Source organism: Saccharothrix espanaensis DSM 44229 (assembly GCF_000328705.1).
In the GTDB taxonomy this organism is placed as follows: Bacteria; Actinomycetota; Actinomycetes; order Mycobacteriales; family Pseudonocardiaceae; genus Actinosynnema; species Actinosynnema espanaense.
The window spans coordinates 4,582,926-4,601,402 of sequence record NC_019673.1; the positions used below are offsets into that span (position 1 = coordinate 4,582,926).

At 73.8% G+C, this 18,477-nt stretch carries 16 protein-coding genes; 9 read left to right on the forward strand and 7 right to left on the reverse strand.

The annotated features are described in order from the left end of the window. Positions 1–13: 13 nt before the first annotated feature. Positions 14–2,278, reverse strand: coding sequence for an ATP-binding cassette domain-containing protein (locus BN6_RS20195; protein WP_015101572.1), 2,265 nt, complete (start codon positions 2,276–2,278; stop codon positions 14–16). A gap of 72 nt (positions 2,279–2,350) precedes the next feature. On the opposite strand from BN6_RS20195, the gene BN6_RS20200 reads away from it, so the two are divergent. Together BN6_RS20200 and BN6_RS20205 are read left to right on the forward strand one after the other, a co-directional pair. After that, positions 2,351–3,139 (forward strand): TetR/AcrR family transcriptional regulator, encoded by a 789-nt coding sequence (locus BN6_RS20200; RefSeq protein ID WP_015101573.1) that lies wholly within the window; start codon positions 2,351–2,353, stop codon positions 3,137–3,139. 164 nt (positions 3,140–3,303) lie between these two features. Then, positions 3,304–4,086, forward strand: a complete 783-nt coding sequence (locus BN6_RS20205) for a putative protein N(5)-glutamine methyltransferase (RefSeq protein ID WP_041313383.1) — start codon at positions 3,304–3,306, stop codon at positions 4,084–4,086. On the opposite strand, the gene BN6_RS47935 is transcribed toward BN6_RS20205, so the two are convergent. Both BN6_RS47935 and BN6_RS20215 read right to left on the reverse strand, forming a co-directional pair. Next, the gene (locus tag BN6_RS47935; RefSeq protein ID WP_197540290.1) at positions 4,061–4,984 is read right to left on the reverse strand and encodes a GNAT family N-acetyltransferase; all 924 of its coding nucleotides are present in this window, start codon (positions 4,982–4,984) and stop codon (positions 4,061–4,063) included. The genes BN6_RS20205 and BN6_RS47935 overlap by 26 nt on opposite strands. Next, on the reverse strand, positions 4,981–6,135 hold the full coding sequence (locus BN6_RS20215) for a winged helix DNA-binding domain-containing protein (RefSeq protein ID WP_015101576.1): 1,155 nt from the start codon (positions 6,133–6,135) through the stop codon (positions 4,981–4,983). Before BN6_RS20215 ends, BN6_RS47935 begins: the two co-directional genes overlap by 4 nt. A gap of 61 nt (positions 6,136–6,196) precedes the next feature. Between BN6_RS20215 and BN6_RS20220 the strand changes: the two genes are divergently transcribed. From BN6_RS20220 to BN6_RS20230, 3 genes are all read left to right on the forward strand, one after another. Then, the gene (locus BN6_RS20220) at positions 6,197–6,778 is read left to right on the forward strand and encodes a PadR family transcriptional regulator (RefSeq protein WP_015101577.1); all 582 of its coding nucleotides are present in this window, start codon (positions 6,197–6,199) and stop codon (positions 6,776–6,778) included. Between the two features lie 142 nt (positions 6,779–6,920). Then, entirely contained in the window at positions 6,921–9,488 is a 2,568-nt protein-coding gene (locus BN6_RS20225; RefSeq protein WP_015101578.1) for a DEAD/DEAH box helicase, read from the forward strand. Next, positions 9,485–10,582, forward strand: a complete 1,098-nt coding sequence (locus BN6_RS20230; RefSeq protein WP_015101579.1) for an SWIM zinc finger family protein — start codon at positions 9,485–9,487, stop codon at positions 10,580–10,582. Before BN6_RS20225 ends, BN6_RS20230 begins: the two co-directional genes overlap by 4 nt. Before the next feature lie 54 nt (positions 10,583–10,636). Here the strand turns inward: BN6_RS20230 and BN6_RS20235 are convergent, their stop codons facing one another. Next, positions 10,637–10,849 (reverse strand): DUF5703 family protein, encoded by a 213-nt coding sequence (locus BN6_RS20235; protein ID WP_015101580.1) that lies wholly within the window; start codon positions 10,847–10,849, stop codon positions 10,637–10,639. Next, on the reverse strand, positions 10,846–11,835 hold the full coding sequence (locus BN6_RS20240; protein ID WP_148302939.1) for a YncE family protein: 990 nt from the start codon (positions 11,833–11,835) through the stop codon (positions 10,846–10,848). The genes BN6_RS20235 and BN6_RS20240 overlap by 4 nt, the downstream gene beginning before the upstream one ends. Positions 11,836–12,011: 176 nt before the next feature. On the opposite strand from BN6_RS20240, the gene BN6_RS20245 reads away from it, so the two are divergent. Continuing rightward, positions 12,012–13,082 (forward strand): M48 family metalloprotease, encoded by a 1,071-nt coding sequence (locus BN6_RS20245; RefSeq protein ID WP_015101582.1) that lies wholly within the window; start codon positions 12,012–12,014, stop codon positions 13,080–13,082. A 58-nt stretch (positions 13,083–13,140) separates the two neighbouring features. On the opposite strand, the gene BN6_RS20250 is transcribed toward BN6_RS20245, so the two are convergent. Beyond that, the gene (locus tag BN6_RS20250; protein ID WP_015101583.1) at positions 13,141–14,106 is read right to left on the reverse strand and encodes an aldo/keto reductase; all 966 of its coding nucleotides are present in this window, start codon (positions 14,104–14,106) and stop codon (positions 13,141–13,143) included. Between the two features lie 215 nt (positions 14,107–14,321). Here BN6_RS20250 and BN6_RS20255 point away from each other — a divergent pair, with 215 nt between their 5' ends. Genes BN6_RS20255 through BN6_RS20265 form a run of 3 tightly spaced genes read left to right on the forward strand, consistent with a single transcriptional unit; the run spans position 14,322 to position 16,912 of the window. Next, positions 14,322–15,371, forward strand: a complete 1,050-nt coding sequence (locus BN6_RS20255) for an LLM class F420-dependent oxidoreductase (protein ID WP_041313390.1) — start codon at positions 14,322–14,324, stop codon at positions 15,369–15,371. After that, positions 15,368–16,192: an undecaprenyl-diphosphate phosphatase gene (locus tag BN6_RS20260; RefSeq protein ID WP_015101585.1), complete on the forward strand. Its 825-nt coding sequence runs from the start codon at positions 15,368–15,370 to the stop codon at positions 16,190–16,192. Before BN6_RS20255 ends, BN6_RS20260 begins: the two co-directional genes overlap by 4 nt. A 9-nt stretch (positions 16,193–16,201) precedes the next feature. Further along, positions 16,202–16,912 (forward strand): histidine phosphatase family protein, encoded by a 711-nt coding sequence (locus BN6_RS20265; RefSeq protein ID WP_015101586.1) that lies wholly within the window; start codon positions 16,202–16,204, stop codon positions 16,910–16,912. Between the two features lie 357 nt (positions 16,913–17,269). Here BN6_RS20265 and BN6_RS20270 read toward each other — a convergent pair whose 3' ends face one another. After that, the gene (locus BN6_RS20270) at positions 17,270–18,442 is read right to left on the reverse strand and encodes a site-specific integrase (RefSeq protein WP_015101587.1); all 1,173 of its coding nucleotides are present in this window, start codon (positions 18,440–18,442) and stop codon (positions 17,270–17,272) included. Positions 18,443–18,477: the final 35 nt, after the last annotated feature.

An 18,477-nucleotide genomic window follows, 5' to 3' on the forward strand; every position in this document is an offset into this window, starting at 1 on the left:
CTCACGGGTCCGGTCAGGGGCGGGTCACGTAGGCGCGCAGGTGTCGGGCGGTGAGGGTATCGGCGTCGGCGACGAGGTCGGCGGGCGAGCCGGTGAACACGATCCGGCCGCCGTCGTGGCCGGCGCCGGGGCCGAGGTCGATGATCCAGTCGGCGTGGGCCATCACGGCCTGGTGGTGCTCGATGACGATGACGGTGTTGCCGTCGTCCACGAGCCGGTCGAGCAGGGCGAGCAGCTTGTCGACGTCGGCCAGGTGCAGCCCGGTGGTGGGCTCGTCCAGGACGTAGGTGGAGGCCTTCTCGCCCATGTGGATGGCGAGCTTGAGGCGCTGGCGCTCGCCGCCGGACAGGGTGGTGAGCGGCTGGCCGAGGGACAGGTAGCCCAGGCCGACGTCGACCAGGCGGTCCAGGACGGCCTTGGCCTGCTTCTCGGTGAAGAAGTCGCGGGCTTCGGCGACGGGCATGGCGAGCACCTCGCTGATGTCCTTGCCGCGCAGCCGGTGGCCGAGGACCTCGGCGGTGAACCGCTTGCCGCCGCACTCCTCGCAGGTGGTGGCGACGCCGGCCATCATGGCGAGGTCGGTGTAGATGACGCCCAGGCCCTTGCACCGGGGGCAGGCGCCTTCGGAGTTGGCGCTGAACAGGGCGGCCTTGACGCCGTTGGCCTTGGCGAACGCCGTGCGGACGTGGTCGAGCAGGCCGGTGTAGGTGGCCGGGTTGCTGCGCCGGGAGCCGCGGATGGGCGACTGGTCGACGGTGACGACGTCGGCGCGGGTGGCCAGGGAGCCGTGGATGAGCGAGCTCTTGCCGGAGCCGGCGACGCCGGTGACGACGGTGAGCACGCCCAGCGGGATGTCGACCGAGACGTTGTGCAGGTTGTGCAGGGTGGCGCCGGTGATGGCGAGCTGCCCGGTGGGGGTGCGGGTCTCGGTGCGCAGCCGGGCGCGGTGGTCGAGGTGGCGGCCGGTGAGGGTGTCGGAGGCGCGCAGGGCGGCGACGTCGCCGGTGAAGCAGATCTCGCCGCCACCGCGGCCCGCGCCGGGGCCGAGGTCCACGACGTGGTCGGCGATCTCGATGGTCTCGGGCTTGTGCTCGACCACCAGGACGGTGTTGCCCTTGTCGCGCAGGCGCAGGAGCAGGTCGTTCATCCGCTGGATGTCGTGCGGGTGCAGGCCGACGGTGGGTTCGTCGAAGACGTAGGTGACGTCGGTGAGGGCGCTGCCGAGGTGGCGGACCATCTTGACGCGCTGGGCCTCGCCGCCGGAGAGGGTGGCGGACTGGCGGTCGAGGCTGAGGTAGCCCAGGCCGATCTCGACCAGGGAGTCCAGGGTGTCGCGCAGGCCCGCGATCATCGGGGCGACCGAGTCGTCCTCGATCTTGGCGACCCAGGCGGCGAGGTCGCTGATCTGCATGGCCGAGCAGTCGGCGATGTTGGCGTCGCCGATGCGGGAGGCCAGGGCGGCCTGGTTGAGGCGCGCGCCGCCGCAGGAGGGGCAGGGGGCGAAGGTGACGGCCCGGTCGACGAAGGCGCGGATGTGGGGCTGGAGGGATTCGCGGTCCTTGCCGAGGTAGAGGCGCTGGACCTTGACCACGAGCCCTTCGTAGCTGAGGCTGTTCTTGCCGATCTTGACCTTGGTGTTCTCCTTGTGCAGGAAGTCGGCCCACTGCTGGTCGGTGTAGTCCTGGAGCTTGGTGTCGGGGTCGACGAACCCGGAGTTGGCGTAGACCTGCACGTACCAGTTGTCCGGCGTGAAGCCGGGAACCGTGATCGCGCCCTCGTTGAGCGACTTGGTGCGGTCGACCAGCTCGTCCACGTCGATGGTGGAGATCCGGCCGAGCCCTTCGCACTCGGGGCACATGCCCTCGGGCAGGTTGAAGCTGAACGCGCCGGAGGTGCCGACGTGCGGCGTGCCGAGGCGGCTGAACAGGATGCGCAGCATGGTGTGGGCGTCGGTGGCGGTGCCGACGGTGCTGCGGGAGTTGGCTCCCATGCGTTCCTGGTCGACGACGATGGCGGCGCTGAGGTTGCGCAGGCCGTCGACGTCGGGGCGGCCGAGGCTGGGCATGAAGGACTGGACGAACGCGGTGTAGGTCTCGTTGATCAGGCGCTGCGACTCGGCGGCGATGGTGCCGAACACGAGCGACGACTTGCCGGAGCCGGAGACGCCGGTGAAGACGGTGAGCCGGCGCTTGGGGATGTCGACGCTGATGTCCTTGAGGTTGTTCTCGCGTGCGCCCCGGACTTCGATCACGTCGTGGCTGTCGGCGGCGGTGCCCATGTCTTGCTTCCCCCTGGTTTGTTTATGCCGTAAAGTCCCGGATAGGTTAGTTTATGGCGTAAGGAGTGGCAAGTGGTGGTGTTCGCCGGACAAGGGGACGCGCGCCGGTCGATGTCGCTGCTGTGGCGGTCGGCCGGGGACGGTGGGACCCGCCCGGGGCCCAGACCCGGGCTCACCGTCGACGCCATCGTGGACGCCGCGATCGCGGTCGCCGACGAGCACGGCATGGCGGCGCTGTCCATGCGCGCGGTGGGCGAGCGGCTCGGGCGCACGGCGATGGCGCTCTACACCTACGTGCCGAACAAGGCCGAGCTGGTCGACCTGATGTACGACAAGGTCCTGGGGCAGCTGCCGGGGGAGTACCCGTCGGCGGAGGGGTGGCGGCCGGCGCTGGCGGCGTGGGCGGCCGACGTGCGCGCCTTCTACCTGGAGCACCCGTGGGTGTTGCAGGTCTCGCAGGCACGGCCGGTGCTCGGGCCCAATGAGTTCGCGATGCTGGAGACGCTGCTGCGGGTCCTGCGCGGCACGGGCCTGGCGCCGTCGGTGCTGCGCGGGGTGGTCGGCGCGGTCACCCAGTTCGTGCGCGGCGCGGCCGGGGTGATCGCCGACGCCCGGCAGGCGGCGCGCGAGACCGGCGTGTCCGACGAGGAGTGGTGGTTCGCCCGCTCGCCGCTGCTGGCGGAGTTCGCCGACGGGCTGGCCGAGCGGTTCCCGCTGTCGACGTGGATCGGCGAGGTCGACCCGCCCGCCGCCGACGACTGCACGCCCTACCTGGAGCGGGACGCCGAGTGGAACTTCACGGTGGGGCTGGGGGTGCTCTCGGACGGGATCGAGGCGACGATCGCCCGGTCGGTCGGGTAGGGGCCGGCCGGTGGGATCGGGCCGGTGGGATAAGGTCCGCGGGCCTGTCGGATCCGAGTGCGGGGAGGTGAGACCCATTTCCGTGGTGACGGTCGGGTCGTCCCTCTCGACGCCGGGGTTGCGCTGAGCGTCGGGGACGCCGTGGATGTGCGAAAGGCGTTCTCTTGTCCGGTGATGATTTCCCGTTGGTGGTCGCGCGGCTGAGGGCCGCCGGGTGCGTGTTCGCCGAGGACGAGGCCCGGTTGCTGCTGGAGTCCGCGGGCCCGGTCCCGCTGGCCGAGCTGGTGGACCGCCGGGTCGCGGGCCTGCCGCTGGAGCAGGTGCTCGGGTGGGCGGAGTTCCGCGGGCTGCGGGTCGCGGTCGAGCCGGGCGTGTTCGTGCCGCGCCGGCGGACCGGGTTCCTGGTGGAGTGCGCGGTCGCCGAGGTGTGGCCCGGCGCGGTGGTGGTGGACCTGTGCTGCGGGTCCGGCGCGGTGGGCGCGGCGCTGGTCGCCGAGTCGGCGGTGCGGCTCTACGCGGCCGACGTCGACCCGGCCGCGGTGCGGTGCGCGCGGCGCAACGTCGACCCGGACCGGGTGTTCGAGGGCGACCTGTTCGCGGCGCTGCCCGACCGGCTGCGCGGGCGGCTGGACGTGGTGGTGGCCAACGCGCCGTACGTGCCGACGTCGGTGATCGGCACCATGCCGCCGGAGGCCCGCGACCACGAACCGCTGGTCGCGCTGGACGGCGGCCACGACGGGCTGGCCGTGCAGCGCCGGGTGGTCGCCGACGCCCCGGCGTGGCTCGCGCCCGGCGGCGCGCTGCTGGTGGAGACCGGCGAACGGCTCGCGCCCGGCACGCTCGCGGCGTTCCGGGCGGCCGGGTTCGACGCCGCGGTGCGCCGGTCGGCGGAGGTGGACGCGACCGTCGTGGTCGGGCGGGCTACGCGCCGACCACCCCGTCGCTGAGCTCGCGCACCACGTCGAGCTGGCCCAGGTGCCGGGCGTACTCCTGCACCAGGTGGAACAGGATCCAGGCCAGCGTGGGCCGGGGGATCGCGTCCGCCTCCCACGACACCGCCACGTCGGCGAGGTCGGCGGCGGCCGCGATCTTTCGGGACCGCTCGCACTGCTCGCGGTAGAACGCCGTGACGGTCTCGAAGGTGTCGCCCTCCTCCAGCACCCACTCGGCGTCGCGCACGTCCGGGTTGCCGCGCGGGTGCTCGACCTCCTCGCCCGCGAAGCACCACCGCAGCCAGCGCAGCTCCACGTACGCCAGGTGCTTGACCAGGGCCAGTGGGGTCCAGCCCGAGGGCACCCGGCTGGTCCGCAGGTCGTGCTCGGACATGCCGTCGAGCTTGCGCAGCAGGGTGTCGCGGTAGAAGTCCAGGTACTCGACCACCAGGCGGGCCGGGTCGGCGAGGTCCGTGGCGGGCTCGTGGGGAACCCGGATCTCGGCGTGCACCCGCTCGCCGGTCACGGTGAGCGCCGCGCCGACCCGGCGCAGCACGGTCAGGGCGCCGGTGTTGCCGGTGGTCGTCTCGGCGTGGACGGTGGCGATCCCCCGGCCGGTGGCCTTCGTCACGACCTTGCACAGCGCGGTCAGCCCGACGCCGCGGCCGCGCGCCGAGCGGGCCACCCACAGGCCGGTCTCGCCGGTGTCGGTCAGCCGGATCATGCCGAGGGTGCGGTCGCCCTCGGTGATCTCGTAGGCGTGCTGCCGGAAGCCCCGGTAGAAGTCGCGGAACTCCTCGGCGCGGTCGGGTCGCCAGCCCGGCGGCATCACGTCCGCCGGGTCGGCGTCGGTCGCGGCGAGCGCGAGCAGTCGTTCCAGGCCGTCGTCGTCCAGCGGGCGCAGGCCGATCACCGGATCAGCTCCTTCTCCAGAGGTGCGGGGAACCGCGAGAGCACGCGGATCCCGTCGGTCCACTCGGCCAGCCGGGCCGCTTCGCGGTCGATCGCGTCGGTGGCCTCGCGGCCCACGTCGAGCAGGGGGCGCCAGACGACCTCGCCGTCCTTGCGCTGCGCCCACCCGCCGACCACGGCGCCGTCCACCCAGACGGTGGGGCCGACGTTGCCCGAGTAGTCGAACAGCGCGGGCCGCAGGTCCGGGGCGAGGTACCAGTCCCGGGCCTGCCAGCCCATCGCGGTCGGGTCCAGGGCGGGCAGCAGCGCCACCCACGGGGCCGGCTCGGGCGCGTCGAGGTCGCCGGGCAGCACGTACCCGGTGCCGCCGGCCAGGGCGACCTGCTCCGCGCCGACCTCGGCCAGCGCCTTGCGGACCGCGCCGAGCGTCCAGCCGGTCCACCACTTCAGGTCGGCCTCGGTGCCGGGGCCGTAGCGGGCCAGCCACCGCCGGACCAGCTCGGCCTGGGCCCGGGACACGTCCATCGCGGGCCACGGCGTGCCGGGCTCCCACCGGAACTGGCTACTGATCCACGTGCCGCGCGGCCGGCCGCGGCGCAGCAGCCCGTCGGCGGCGAGCACCCGCAGGACCCGGCTGGACACGTTCTGCCGCACCTCGTAGGGCTTGCCGGGGGAGAGCACCACCTGCTCCAGCAGCGCGGGCACGTCCTGGCCCAGCTCGACGGCGGTGGCCGTGCCCCGGGCGGCGAGCGCGGCGAGCACGGCCCGCTCGACCTCGGCGAGCCGGGCGGCGTCCCAGCCGACGCCGTCGGCGAGGTACTTCAGCAGCCCGACGCGTTCCTTGGCGGCGATCTGCCGCGCGGCGGCGGCGTCGACCACCGGGGCGGACTCGGCGGTGACGACGAACATGGTCCGCCGCATGCACAGCAGCCGCACCAGCGTGCGGTCCCGGTAGAGCGCGTCCTCCACGGCCTGGACGGACGGTTCGGTCAGGCGGGCGCGCGCGGACAGGAACACCGAGGCGGGGTCGGAGGCGTGCAGCCCGACGAGCGCGTCGGCGACCTCGCGCACGGTCGGCGCGGGCGCGGCGAGAAGATGGCGCGCGCCCAGCCGGGCGCGCCGCTGGTCGTCGGAGATCACGGCGGGGGTCACCCGGACATCCTCGCCCGCCTACCCTGATCGCGGAAACCGGATTCGGCGGGACAGGAACACGATGTCGGCGACGAGGTTGCTGGTCCTCGGGGTGGTGCGCGGGTACGGCCGCGCACACGGCTACCTGATCGGCAACGACCTGATGTCCTGGCGGGCGGGGGAGTGGGCCAACGTCAAGTGGGGTTCGCTCTACCACGCGCTCAAGCAGCTCACCAAGGACGGCTGCCTGACCGACGAGACGGTGCCGCCCGCCCGCACCGACTACACCCTGACCGCCAAGGGCGAGCAGGAGTTCCAGCGGCTGCTGCGCGACGCGCTGCGCCGCCCGGAGACCCGGCCGGACACGCTGGCCGCCGGGCTGGCGATGCTGCCGTCGCTGACCCGCGAGGACGCGGTGGCGCTGCTGCGCGAACGGCTGGCCGCCCTGGAGGCGCGGCGGGACGAGGCCCGCGAGGAGGCGGCGGCGCGGGCCGACCCGTCGCACGTGCGGGAGCTGTTCGGGCTGTGGGAGCACACGGCGGACAGCGGCGCGGAGTGGACGCGGGGGCTGCTGGAGCGGCTGGAGGCGGGCGCGTACCCGATGTCCGGCGAGCCGGACTCGCCCGGAGCACCCGGCAGCTGGGTTATACTCAAACTTGAGTAGCTGAGGGGGAGCGCTGAACACCGGTCTCGAACGCTGCGCGGTCGTCTTCGAACCCGCCGATCCACCCCGCCTGTCCTCGCTGGCCTTCTACGGCGACGACCTGCCCGAACCCGAGCCCGGCGGAAGCCTCGGCGACCTCGTCGTGGCCCGCCCCGACGGCAGCCGGCAGCGCGTCGCGGCCGTGCGCCTGCCGGTCGCGGACGCCGTGCCGCTGCTGTCCCGGGCCCGCCGCGACCCGCACGCCCACCCCGCCGCCGCGTTCTGGGGCGCGGCCGTCGTCGTCGCGCTCCAGCTGGTCGCCCGCGGCCGGGTCCGGCCCGCCGTCACCGAGGGCGACTTCGACGCCTGGCGGCTCGGCCCGTTCGACACCGCCGACACCCGCCGCGTGCACGACCTCGCCGCCGCCATGCCCGCGCACGCCCGTGCCGTGCCGCTGCCCGGCCGCGACCCGCTGGAACTCCCCGAGGCCGAACCGCTGCTGCGCGCCTTCCTCGACGCCATCGCCGACACCATGCCGCGCGGCGCGGCCGCCGTGCACGCCGCCGGCGGGCCCGCGTTCGCCGCCGTGGCCCCGCAGCGGGTGCCGCACCTGCGCGGCTGGGCCGACCAGGGCGTGCGCGTTTCGTTGCGGCTGGAGGGGCTGGAGTCGTTCCGCGCGGTCGTCCAGGTGCACAGCCTCGCCGACCCGACCAGCGTGCTCGACGCCGCGCGGCTGTGGGCCGGGCCGGACCGCCGCGCCCAGGCCGACGCCATGGTCGGCGTCCGCCGGGCCGCCCGCGCCTGGCCGCCGCTGGAACGCCTGCTCGACCTGCCGGTGCCCGACGAGGTGGCGCTGCTGGACTCCGACGTCGAGCACCTGCTGCGCGAGGGCGCGGTCCGGCTGGCCGCCGTCGGCGTCGACGTGCACTGGCCCAAGGACCTGGTGCGCGACCTGTCCGCGAAGGTCGTGCTCGGCGGCGAGACCGGCGACCGGCCCTCCTTCTTCGGCCCGGACCGGCTGACCAGCGTCAACTGGCAGCTCGCGCTCGGCGACGACCCGCTGACCCCCGAGGAGCTCGACCAGCTCGCCGAGGCGCACCGGCCGGTCGTGCGGCTGCGCGACCGGTGGACCCTGGTCGACCCCGAACTGGCCCGCAAGGCCCGCGAACGCGACCTCAAGCCGGTGGCCGCCATCGACGCGCTGGGCGCCGCGCTGACCGGCGTCACCGAGATCGACGGCGAACAGGTCGCCGTGGCCACCACCGGCTGGCTCGCCGACCTGCGCGCCAAGCTGGACCTGCTCGACACCGAACCGGTGGAGCAGCCCGCGCGACTCCGGGCCACCCTGCGCGACTACCAGGTGCGCGGCCTGCGCTGGCTGGACCGGATGACCTCGCTGGGCCTGGGCGGGTGCCTGGCCGACGACATGGGCCTGGGCAAGACCATCACGCTGATCGCCCTGCACCTGCTGCGCGCGCACGGCCCCGGCGGGCCCACGCTCGTGGTGTGCCCGGCGTCGCTGCTGGGCAACTGGCAGCGCGAGATCGAGCGGTTCGCGCCCGGCACGCCCGTGCGCCGCTACCACGGCGCGGGTCGCGAAGTCGCCCACGAGGGGTTCGTGCTCACCACCTACGGCACCATGCGGCTGGACGCGGGCCGGCTCGCCGACGTGGAGTGGGGCCTGGTCGTCGCCGACGAGGCGCAGCACGTCAAGAACCCGTCCTCGGACACCGCCAAGGCGCTGCGCCGCATCCCGGCCCAGGCCCGGGTGGCGCTGACCGGCACGCCGGTCGAGAACACCCTCACCGAGCTGTGGGCCGTGCTCGACTGGACCACCCCCGGCCTGCTGGGCACCCTGCCCGCGTTCAAGGCCCGCTGGGCCAAGCCGATCGAGGCCGACCACGACCACGCGGCCGCCGCCCGGTTCGCCGCGCTGATCAGGCCGTTCCTGCTGCGCCGGCGCAAGTCCGACCCCGGTATCGCCCCCGAGCTGCCGCCCAAGACCGAGACCGACCAGCCGGTCGCGCTCACCCGCGAGCAGGCCGCCCTGTACGAGGCGGTGGTCCGCGAGCTGATGGCCGAGGTCGCCGACGCCGACGGGATGGCCCGCCGCGGCAAGATCGTCAAGCTGCTCACCGCCCTCAAGCAGGTCTGCAACCACCCCGCCCAGTACCTCAAGGAGGGCGAGCCGACGCTCGCCGGGCGCTCCGGCAAGCTCGAACTGCTCGACGAGCTGGTCGACACGATCCTGGCCGAGGGCGGCGCGGTGCTGGTGTTCACCCAGTACGTGGCGATGGCCCGGCTGATCGCCAAGCACCTGGCCGCGCGCGGCGTGGGCAGCCAGCTGCTGCACGGCGGCACGCCCGTCCCGGCCCGCGAGGAGATGGTGCGCCGCTTCCAGGCGGGCGAGGACCCGGTGTTCCTGCTCTCGCTCAAAGCCGCTGGCACCGGCCTCAACCTCACCCGCGCCGACCACGTCGTGCACTACGACCGCTGGTGGAACCCGGCCGTGGAGGACCAGGCCACCGACCGCGCCTACCGGATCGGCCAGACCCGCCCGGTGCAGGTGCACCGGCTCATCGCCGAGGGCACCATCGAGGACCGGATCGCCGAGATGCTGCGCGCCAAGCGCGGCCTCGCCGACGCCGTGCTCTCCCGCGGCGAGGCCGCGTTCACCGAGCTGACCGACGACGAACTGGCCAACCTGGTCGAGCTGAGGGGTGGCGCGTGACCGAGCGGGTCAAGGGGTTCCCCGCGTTCGGCAAGGGCGCGCGGCAGGCCCGCTCCTGGTGGGGCCGCGCCTGGTCGCAGGCCGTCGAGGACACCTCGCTGGACCAGGCCCCGCTGCGGCAGGGCCGCAAGTACGCCAACGCCGGGCTGGTCGGCACCATCACGGTCAGCCCCGGCCTGCTCGCGGCGACCGTCTACGACACCGAGGACACCTACCGCACCACCGTGCGGCTGGCCCCGTTCACCGACGCCGAGTGGGACCGGTTCCTCGGCCAGGTCGCGGCCAAGGCCGGGCACCTGGCCGCGCTGCTGGACCGCGAGATGCCCCGCGAGCTGGTCGAGGCCGCCGCCGACGCCGGCGTGCAGCTGCTGCCCGGCATCGGCGACCTCGACCCGGAGTGCACCTGCCCCGGCTGGGAGCTGCCCTGCCGGCACGCCGCCGCGCTGTGCCACCAGGCCGCGTGGCTGCTCGACGCCGACCCGTGGGTGCTGCTCCTGCTGCGCGGCCGCGCCCAGGACGAGGTGGTCGCCGGGGCCCGGCCCGCCGCCGGCGTCCTGGCCGTCGACGCCTACGCCGCGCCCGCCGTCGACCTGCCCGACGACCCGCCACCGGCCGAGCTGGGCCCGCTGCCCGAGTTCGAACCCGCGCCCGGCCTCGACGTCGAAGCGCTGTCGCTGCTCGTCGCCGACGCCGCCGGCAAGGCCCGCGAGCTGCTGGCCACCGGCCGGCTGCCGGTGCTCGACGAGCGCCGCGACCGGATCCGGATGGCCGCGGGCCACCCCGGGCTGGCCGCCCGGCTGCCCGCCGCGCCGCGCGAGGTCGCCGCGTGGCGGCAGGGCGGGGAGGCCGGGCTGGAGGTGCTGGAGGAGGCGTGGACGCCGGCGAAGGCCGAGGCGAACCGCGCGCACGCCGCGTGGCGCGACGCCGAGCTGCCCGAGGCGCGGGTGTGGCGCAACCGGTGGACCGTGCGCGACCGGCAACTGCGCTACGGCCGGGACGGCCGCTGGTACCCGTACCGCTCGCGGTCGGGCGGGTGGGAGCCCGCGGGCCCCGCCGGACGTGACCCGGCGGCCGCGCTCACCGAGCCCGGCTGAACCACCACACCTGTGGTACCACGGGTGTGGTGTGCGGCACTGACCTGCGGAAATCTAGGTGATCACGTCGGGCAGCGCGGCGGCCGTCCGCTTGCGGCGCAGCCACACCTTGCGGGAGCCGTCGACGAACAGCAGGGTCCGGGCCAGCTCCCACCCCGAGAACTCCGCGTGGATCGCGAGTTGCGTCGTCGCCGTGCGACGGGAGACACCGGCCGGCAGCCGCAACGGCCGGTACTCCCAATCCCCGTCGACCACCGCTTCGGTCATGTTCCGATCACCTGCATCCCTTGGCCGTCCCCGGACGCGACGAACACGCGCCCGCTGCCTGGATCAACCGCCACCGAATCCGGCTGGCGGACCGTGGCGAACCGGTGCTTCTCCACCGGCTCCCCGCCCGCGACGTCGAACGCCACCACCTGGTTGAGCTCGGTGAGCGTGATCCACACCAGGTCGCGTCGCGGGTCGTAGGCCATGCCGTAGGGCGCGCCGGGCACCGGGTAGCGCTGCCGCATGATCAGCGGGTCGACCGAGAACGCCATCAGCTCGCCGCCGCGGGTGTCCACCACCAGCACCCGGCCGTAGCGGTCGGCCACCATCGAGGTCGCGCCGTCACCCGCGCGCAGCCCCGCGCCCAGCTTCGGGCCGCCGTCCGGGTCCGCGTCGGCGGACAGCCGCAGGTCGAACACGGCGCTGCGCGGCCGGTCCAGCACCACGGCCTCGTCGCCCACGCCGACCACCTGGTCCGGGCTGGACACCCCGGTCACCACCCGGTCGTCCACGCCGACCAGCTTGGCGTCCCGGCGGGCCACCACCGTCCGGCCCGCCACCACGGCCACGTCCACCGGTCCGCCGTCGACCTTCCGCTCGGCGGTCGTGCCGTCCGCCCGCACGGTGACCACGACCCCGCTGCCGGGCACCGGGGCCTCCACGGCACCGTCCAGCGCCGTCAGCCGCTCGGCCGGGCCGGGCAGCGGCACCACCGTCGGTCCGGCCAGCGTGTCCAGCGGGTACAGCAGCACCGAGGGCGGCTCGGCCACGGCCACCGCGACCCGGTCGCCGGCCACCACGACCGCCGTCGCGCGGCCCAGCGGCAGCACCGCACCCTCGGGCGTGCCGGACTGCGCGGGCGAGCGCGCGGGCCGGGCCGGTTCCAGCGAGTTCGCTATCTGGAGCGGGTCACCGGAGTTCCCCTCGGTGGAGCAGCCGGAGAGCAGCGCGGTTCCGGTGAGCACTACCGCGGCCAGTCGGCGCAACGTCGAACCTCCAGCTAACCCGAACGCGAATCGTCCTCCCAGCATCCATCACGAATCCACCATCGTCACGCGGGGGGGAGGGTGTTGTCGTTGGTCCGGGAGGGTGGTAGTCGGCCGCCACCCGTACCCCCACCGGCCTTTTCGCGACTATCCCAGGTGAACGGGAGGCGTCGCGGATGACGGTCGAGGAGTTGCGGACCAGGCACGTGGAACTGCTGCGGGACCGGCGGGTGGTGGACCACCTCGACCCGGTGCGCAAGGGGGCCGAACACGCCGCCCACCGCTACCACACGTGGACCCAGGTGGCCGGCGAACCGGTCCGGACCAGGCTGGAACGCCTCGCCGACGTGCGCGACCGGCCCGCCGCGTACCGGCGCGCCCACCTGCACACCCTGCAACGCACGCTCGACGCCCTCCAGCCGGAGGTGCTGCACCTGGCCCGCGCGGCGGGCTGGACGGTCACCACGCCCGTCCTGGCCGGCGTGTTCCCCACCGGCACCCTCGACGGCCTGTGCGTGCCGGTGCCCGGCCGGGGCGTGCTCGTGCTGGTCAACAGCGGGCTGCCGGACCTGGTCGGCGCTGTGCTGAAGATCATGACCGGGGCGCTGCCGAACTACGGCACGCCGCCCCTGCTCAGCTCCGAGCAGGCGTCCTACGCGCTGGCCGAGGCGATCAACGCCTACCTGTACGGCAACGGCGCGGTGGAGGCCCAGCCGCTGCCCGAGCTCTCCGGCCAGCGGCTGGCCCTGGTCGGGCTGATGCTGCGCCGGGCCACCCAGTTCGTCGTCGCCCACGAGATCGGCCACGTGCTGGCCGGCCACCTGGTCAACGCGCGCCGCTGGACCGACCCGAACACCCCGGTCGGGGCGCTGGACGCGCAGTCGGTGGGCTGGCCGCGCGAGCACGAGGCGGACCGGATCGCCGCGATGATCATGCTGCACACCCTGGACGACCTGGCCCCGCGCGAACTCGACGTCCACGAGCCGTGCCTGGTCGCAGCGGTGCTGCTGGTGCTGTTCCTGCACGAGGTGGTGGACCGGCTGGCCGACGAGCGCGGCCTGGTCGTCCCGTTCGCGGGCACCCACCCGCCCCCGGTGCGCCGCATCCAGTCGGTCGTGGAACACCTCGCCGAGCGAGTCCGCACCCCCCGTGCCCTCGACCTGGCCGCCGACGTCGCCACCTGGCTGGAGGACCAGCTCGCCGGCGTCCGCGAGTGGTTCCGCCTGGCCGACGAGGTGCGGATCTGACCGCACGCCCCGCCACCGCCGCACGCCCCGACCCGGAGGACCGCCGCGTGCGGCGGCGCTAGCCCATCGGGCGCTCGGGGTAGCCGAACTCCACCGCGCTCACGTCGTCCAGCGCCGCGCGGATCGCCGGCGGCAGGGTCAGGTCCTCGGCGGCCAGCGAGCCCAGCAGCTGGTTGGTGTCCCGCGCGCCCACCACCGGCGCGACCACGCCCGGCCGGTCGCGCACCCACGCCAGCGCCACGCACAGCGGGGAGGTGCCCAGGCCGTCCGCCGCCGTCGCCACCGCCTGCACGATCCGCGCCGCCCGTTCCGTGCGGTGCTGCTCCACGTACCCGGCGAGGTGCGCCGACGCGCCCCGCGAGTCCGACGGGGTGCCGTTGCGGTACTTGCCGGTCAGCACTCCCCGGCCCAGCGGGGCCCACGGCAGCAGGCCGATGCCGTGGTGCTCGGCGGCCGGCGCGACCTCGCGCTCCACGCCGCGCTCCAGCAGCGAGTACTCGACCTGCGTGGACACGATCCGGGTGTGGCCGGGCAGCGCGGCGGCCGTGCCCAGCTGCCAGCCCGAGTAGTTCGAGACGCCCGCGTAGCGCACCTTGCCCGACGCGACGGCGGCGTCCAGCGCCGACAGCGTCTCCTCCAGCGGCACGGCGTGGTCCCACGCGTGCAACTGCCACAGGTCGACGTGCTCGACGCCCAGGCGGCGCAGGGAACCGTCCAGCGCGGACAGCAGCGCACCGCGCGACGCGCCACCGCCGAACGGGCCGTCGTTGCGCCGGGCCACCGCCTTGGTGGCGATCACCAGCTCTTCGCGCGGCACCACCTCGCTCAGCAGGCCGCCCAGGATCTGCTCGCTGTCGCCTTCGGCGTACACGTCGGCGGTGTCCACGAGCGTGCCGCCCGCCTCGGTGAACGCCAGCAGCTGGGTGGCGGCCTCGTCCGCGTCGGTGTCGCGGCCCCAGCTCATCGTGCCCAGGGCCGTCCGGGACACCCGCAGTCCGCTGCGGCCGAGGTATCGCTGTTCCACACGACGGAGCCTAAAGGGTGATCGTCGCGCGGGTGGCGCGCGGTGCCTTCCCGCCCGCGCGTGTTCACCCGCACGGGTAAGGCCGGGAAAACGGCGTGCGCCATTCCCGGAAATCGCCGGTCGGGGTGACTGCCGGGCGTTCTCGGAAATGCTCCGCCACGCCGTCGGGGACGCCCTCTGGCGCACTCGGTTACCCGCCGGTAGGGTCCGGTCCCGTGCGACTGGGACTGAACCTCGGGTACTGGGGCGCGGGCAACGACGCCGCGAACCTCGAACTGGCCAAGGAAGCCGACCGACTGGGCTACGCGGTGGTGTGGGCCGCCGAGGCCTACGGCTCCGACGTGCCCACCGTGCTGGCCTGGGTGGCCGCGCAGACCGAGCGCATCGACGTAGGCAGCGCGATCCTCCAGATCCCGGCCCGGACGCCGGCCACCGCCGCGATGACCGCCGCCACCCTCGACACGCTCTCCGGGGGCCGGTTCCGGATGGGGCTGGGCGTGTCCGGGCCGCAGGTCTCGGAGGGCTGGCACGGCGTGCGCTTCGACAAACCGCTGGGCCGCACCCGCGAGTACGTCGACATCGTGCGCACCGCGCTGCGCCGGGAACGGCTGCGCTACGACGGCGAGCACTACACGCTGCCGCTGCCCGACGGCCCCGGCAAGGCGCTCACCCTGACCGTGCACCCGGTGCGCGAGCACATCCCGATCTACCTGGCCTCGATCGGCCCGAAGAACGTCGAGCTGACCGGCGAGATCGCGGACGGCTGGCTGGGCATCTTCTTCTCCCCGGAGCACTCCGGGGCCTCGCTGGAGGCGTTGCGGAAAGGCCGGGAGAAAGCGGGCAGGACGCTCGACGGGTTCGACGTCGTGCCCACCGTCCCGCTGTTCGTCGGCGACGACTGGCGGGCCTGCGCGGACCGCGTCCGGCCGTACGCGGCGCTGTACGTGGGCGGCATGGGCAGCCGGGAGAAGAACTTCTACAACGACCTGGCGGTCCGGATGGGCTTCGCCGCCGAGGCCGCCGAGGTCCAGGACAAGTACCTGGCCAGGGACTACGACGGCGCGATGGCCGCGCTGCCGGTCGACTTCCTGGACTCGACCTCGCTGCTCGGACCGCGCGAGCGGATCGCCGAGCGGATGCGGGCCTACGCGCAAGCGGGGGTCACCACACTGACCATCTCGCCCATGCTGCAAGATCTTGAGCAGGGGATCGCGGCACTGCGTACCGCGTCCGAGGCTTTGGATCTGGCAGGAGTGGGTAGTTGAGCTGGTTGCAGGCTCTGGTCCTCGGACTCGTCCAAGGACTGACGGAATTCCTGCCTATTTCCTCGTCGGCGCACGTGAGGATCGTGTCCACGCTGTTCTTCGGCAACGACGCCGGCGCGTCGTTCACCGCGGTGATCCAGCTCGGCACCGAGTTGGCGGTGCTGATCTACTTCGCCAAGGACATCGGCAACTTCATCGCCGCCTGGTTCAAGGGGCTGTTCAGCAAGGCCGCGCGGCGGACCGAGGACTACCGGATGGCCTGGTACGTGATCATCGGGTCGGTCCCGATCTCGGTGCTGGGCTACATCTTCAAGGACGAGATCCGCAGCTCGCTGCGCAACCTGTGGATCACCGCGACGGTGCTGGTGGTGTTCGGCCTGCTGCTGGGCCTGGCCGACCACTTCGCCAAGCACATCCGCACCAAGCTGGAGCTCAAGGACGCGGTCGGCATGGGCCTGGCGCAGGCGCTGGCCCTGATCCCGGGCGTGTCCCGCTCCGGCGGCACGCTCACCGCGGGCCTGTTCCTCGGCCTGGACCGGGCCGCCGCCGCCCGCTACTCGTTCCTGCTGGCGCTGCCGGCGGTGTTCGGGGCGGGCATCTTCTCCATCCCGGACGTGCTGGACCGCTCCGAGCCGAACGCCGCGTCGGTGCCGCAGATGATCGTGGCGACGATCGTGGCGTTCGCGGTCGGCTACGCCACCATCGCGTGGCTGCTGCGCTACGTCTCCAAGCACAGCTACTCGGCGTTCGTCTGGTACCGGCTGCTGCTGGGCATCATGCTCATGGGCCTGCTGTCGATGGGGCTGCTCAACCCGACATAGGGTGGGGCGGTGGCCACCGTGATCCTGCTCCGACACGCCCGTTCCACCGCCAACGGATCGGGCGTGCTCGCCGGTCGCCAACCGGGCGTCCGGCTCGCCGAGCGCGGCGAGGAGCAGGCGGCGAAGCTGGTCGAGCGGCTCGCCGGGATCCCGGTCGACGCGGTGGTCACCTCGCCGCTGGAGCGCTGCCGGCAGACCCTCGCGCCGCTGCTGGCCGAGCGCGGCCTGGACGCCGCGGTCGAGCCGGACCTGGCCGAGGTCGAGTACGGCGAGTGGACCGGCCGCGAGCTCAAGGACCTGCTCAAGGAACCGCTGTGGCAGGTCGTGCAGCAGCACCCGTCCGCCGCGGTGTTCCCCGGCGGTGAGGGGCTGGCGACCGTGCAGGCGCGCGCGGTGGCCGCGATCCGCGCCCACGACGCCCGGGTCACCGCCGAGTTCGGGCCGCGCGCGGTGTGGGTGGCGTGCAGCCACGGCGACGTGATCAAGGCGGTGCTCGCCGACGCCCTGGGCGTGCACCTCGACGGCTTCCAGCGGATCGTGGTGGACCCGGCGTCGGTGTCGGTGGTCCAGTACACCGAGACCCGCCCGTTCGTCCTGCGGGTCAACGACAACGGCGGCGACCTGTCCGGGCTCGTGCCGCCCCCGGCCCAGCCCCACGAGCCCGCGGCGCCGGCCGCGCTGTCCTCGGACGCTGTCGTCGGCGGCACCACGGGGGCGTAAGAGCGCCGTAAGACTCACGTGTGGCCCCCGGACAGTGCAGGGTAGTCCGGGGGCCACCGGTCGGGCGGCGGAACGCCATCGGCCGGGGCGGTCGACCAAGTGAACTGATCGTATGGGCGTTAATGCGGGGGTAAATCCCCTCTTTAGACGCGAACAGTTCTCACATTTAGCCCGGCGGCGCAGGTCAGACTTCTGCGGAACACTCGCAAATCTAGCAAAACCGCAGCTCAAACTATGTGGAAACACCACGGAAACAAATCCTGGCAAGTGCCCTGACGGCCTATTTCGTTGCGCTGTTCGGTTGCGTCCGGATGCAGGGTGGGTGTTTACAGTTAACAACCGGCCGTGCGCTGTGCGTCACAGTCCGAGACGGGTGACAGCGTTGTCCTCCAACGGGTTCGCCGTCCGGATGTAGCGGTGCACGGTCCGCGGGTTGGTCCAGCGGCCCTGGCGCATGATCTCCCGGTCGCTCGCGCCGCCGAGCGCGGCCTGCGTGGCGAACCCGGCGCGCAGCGAGTGGCCGCCGAACAGCGCCGGGTCCAGACCGGCCTTCGAGGCGTACCGCTTCACCACGTCCGAGACCGCCTTGTCCGACATCGACCGCACGCCCAGCCGGCCGTGCCGGCTCACCGCCGGGAACAGCGGCCCGGTGAGCCGCTGCGGCCGGTAGGAGTGGCAGCGGTGGGTGTGCGGGGTCTCCGGCTCGTCCTCCAGCAGGGCCCTCGGGTCGGCCGCGGTCAGCACGTCCACCCAGTCGGCGAACGCGCACACCGGGCACGTCGGCCGGCGCGCGCCGCGCGGCAGCACCACCCGCTGCCGGTGCGCACCGGTCTGGTCGGTCTTGGTGACACCCAGCTCCACCAGCAGCAGCGGCTCGTGCGTGCGCGGGTCGACGTCGACGGTGACGTCCTCCAGCGCCAGTGCGGCGAGTTCGCTGCGCCGCAGGGCGCCCGCGAACCCGACCAGCAGCAGCAGCGCGTCCCGCCGGCGGGCCGGTCCGCTCGGCCAGCCGGGCGCGGGGCGTTCGGCGAGCAGCGCCTCCAGGGTCTCCAGCAGCACCGGGCGCTTGCGGCGGGGCTGCTCGCGGCGGGTCCGCCGGATGCCGCGCAGGGTCAGCCGGACGACGTCGGCGCGGGTGGGGGAGGGCAGGCCGCCGGCGGCGTGCACAGCGGCGATCGCGGCCGCCTTGCGCTCCAGCGTGGACGGGCTGAACGCGGGGGAGCCGTCCGGCTTCACGCCCCGCGCCGCCACCGCCAGGTACACCGCGACGTCCACCGGGTCCGCGGGCAGCGCCTGGCGGCCCTCGCGCTCGCACCACGCGGCCCACGCCACCCAGTCGGAGCGGTAGGCGCGCAACGTGTTGGGGGACTGGGCGGCGTGCAGGTACTCCGCCAGCGCGGCGGCCTGCTCGTCGTCGAAGCGGCGGCGCACCTGGGCCAGCGCGGCCACGTCGACCAGGGCCGGGTGGGTGACGCGATCAAGCCCGGCACGCACCGGCTCCGGCAGGCTCACGCTGATCATCCTGTTCATTCGGTGGAATAAATCATTTCAGTGCAGACTGGAAT

What these genes read in the sequence shown, in the direction of transcription:
- BN6_RS20235 (WP_015101580.1), bottom strand. Translation starts at nt 10,849, where the DNA reads ATGACCGAAGCGGTGGTCGACGGGGATTGGGAGTACCGGCCGTTGCGG.
- BN6_RS20245 (WP_015101582.1), top strand. Translation starts at nt 12,012, where the DNA reads ATGACGGTCGAGGAGTTGCGGACCAGGCACGTGGAACTGCTGCGGGAC.
- BN6_RS20270 (WP_015101587.1), bottom strand. Translation starts at nt 18,442, where the DNA reads ATGAACAGGATGATCAGCGTGAGCCTGCCGGAGCCGGTGCGTGCCGGG.
- BN6_RS20195 (WP_015101572.1), bottom strand. Translation starts at nt 2,278, where the DNA reads ATGGGCACCGCCGCCGACAGCCACGACGTGATCGAAGTCCGGGGCGCA.
- BN6_RS20220 (WP_015101577.1), top strand. Translation starts at nt 6,197, where the DNA reads ATGTCGGCGACGAGGTTGCTGGTCCTCGGGGTGGTGCGCGGGTACGGC.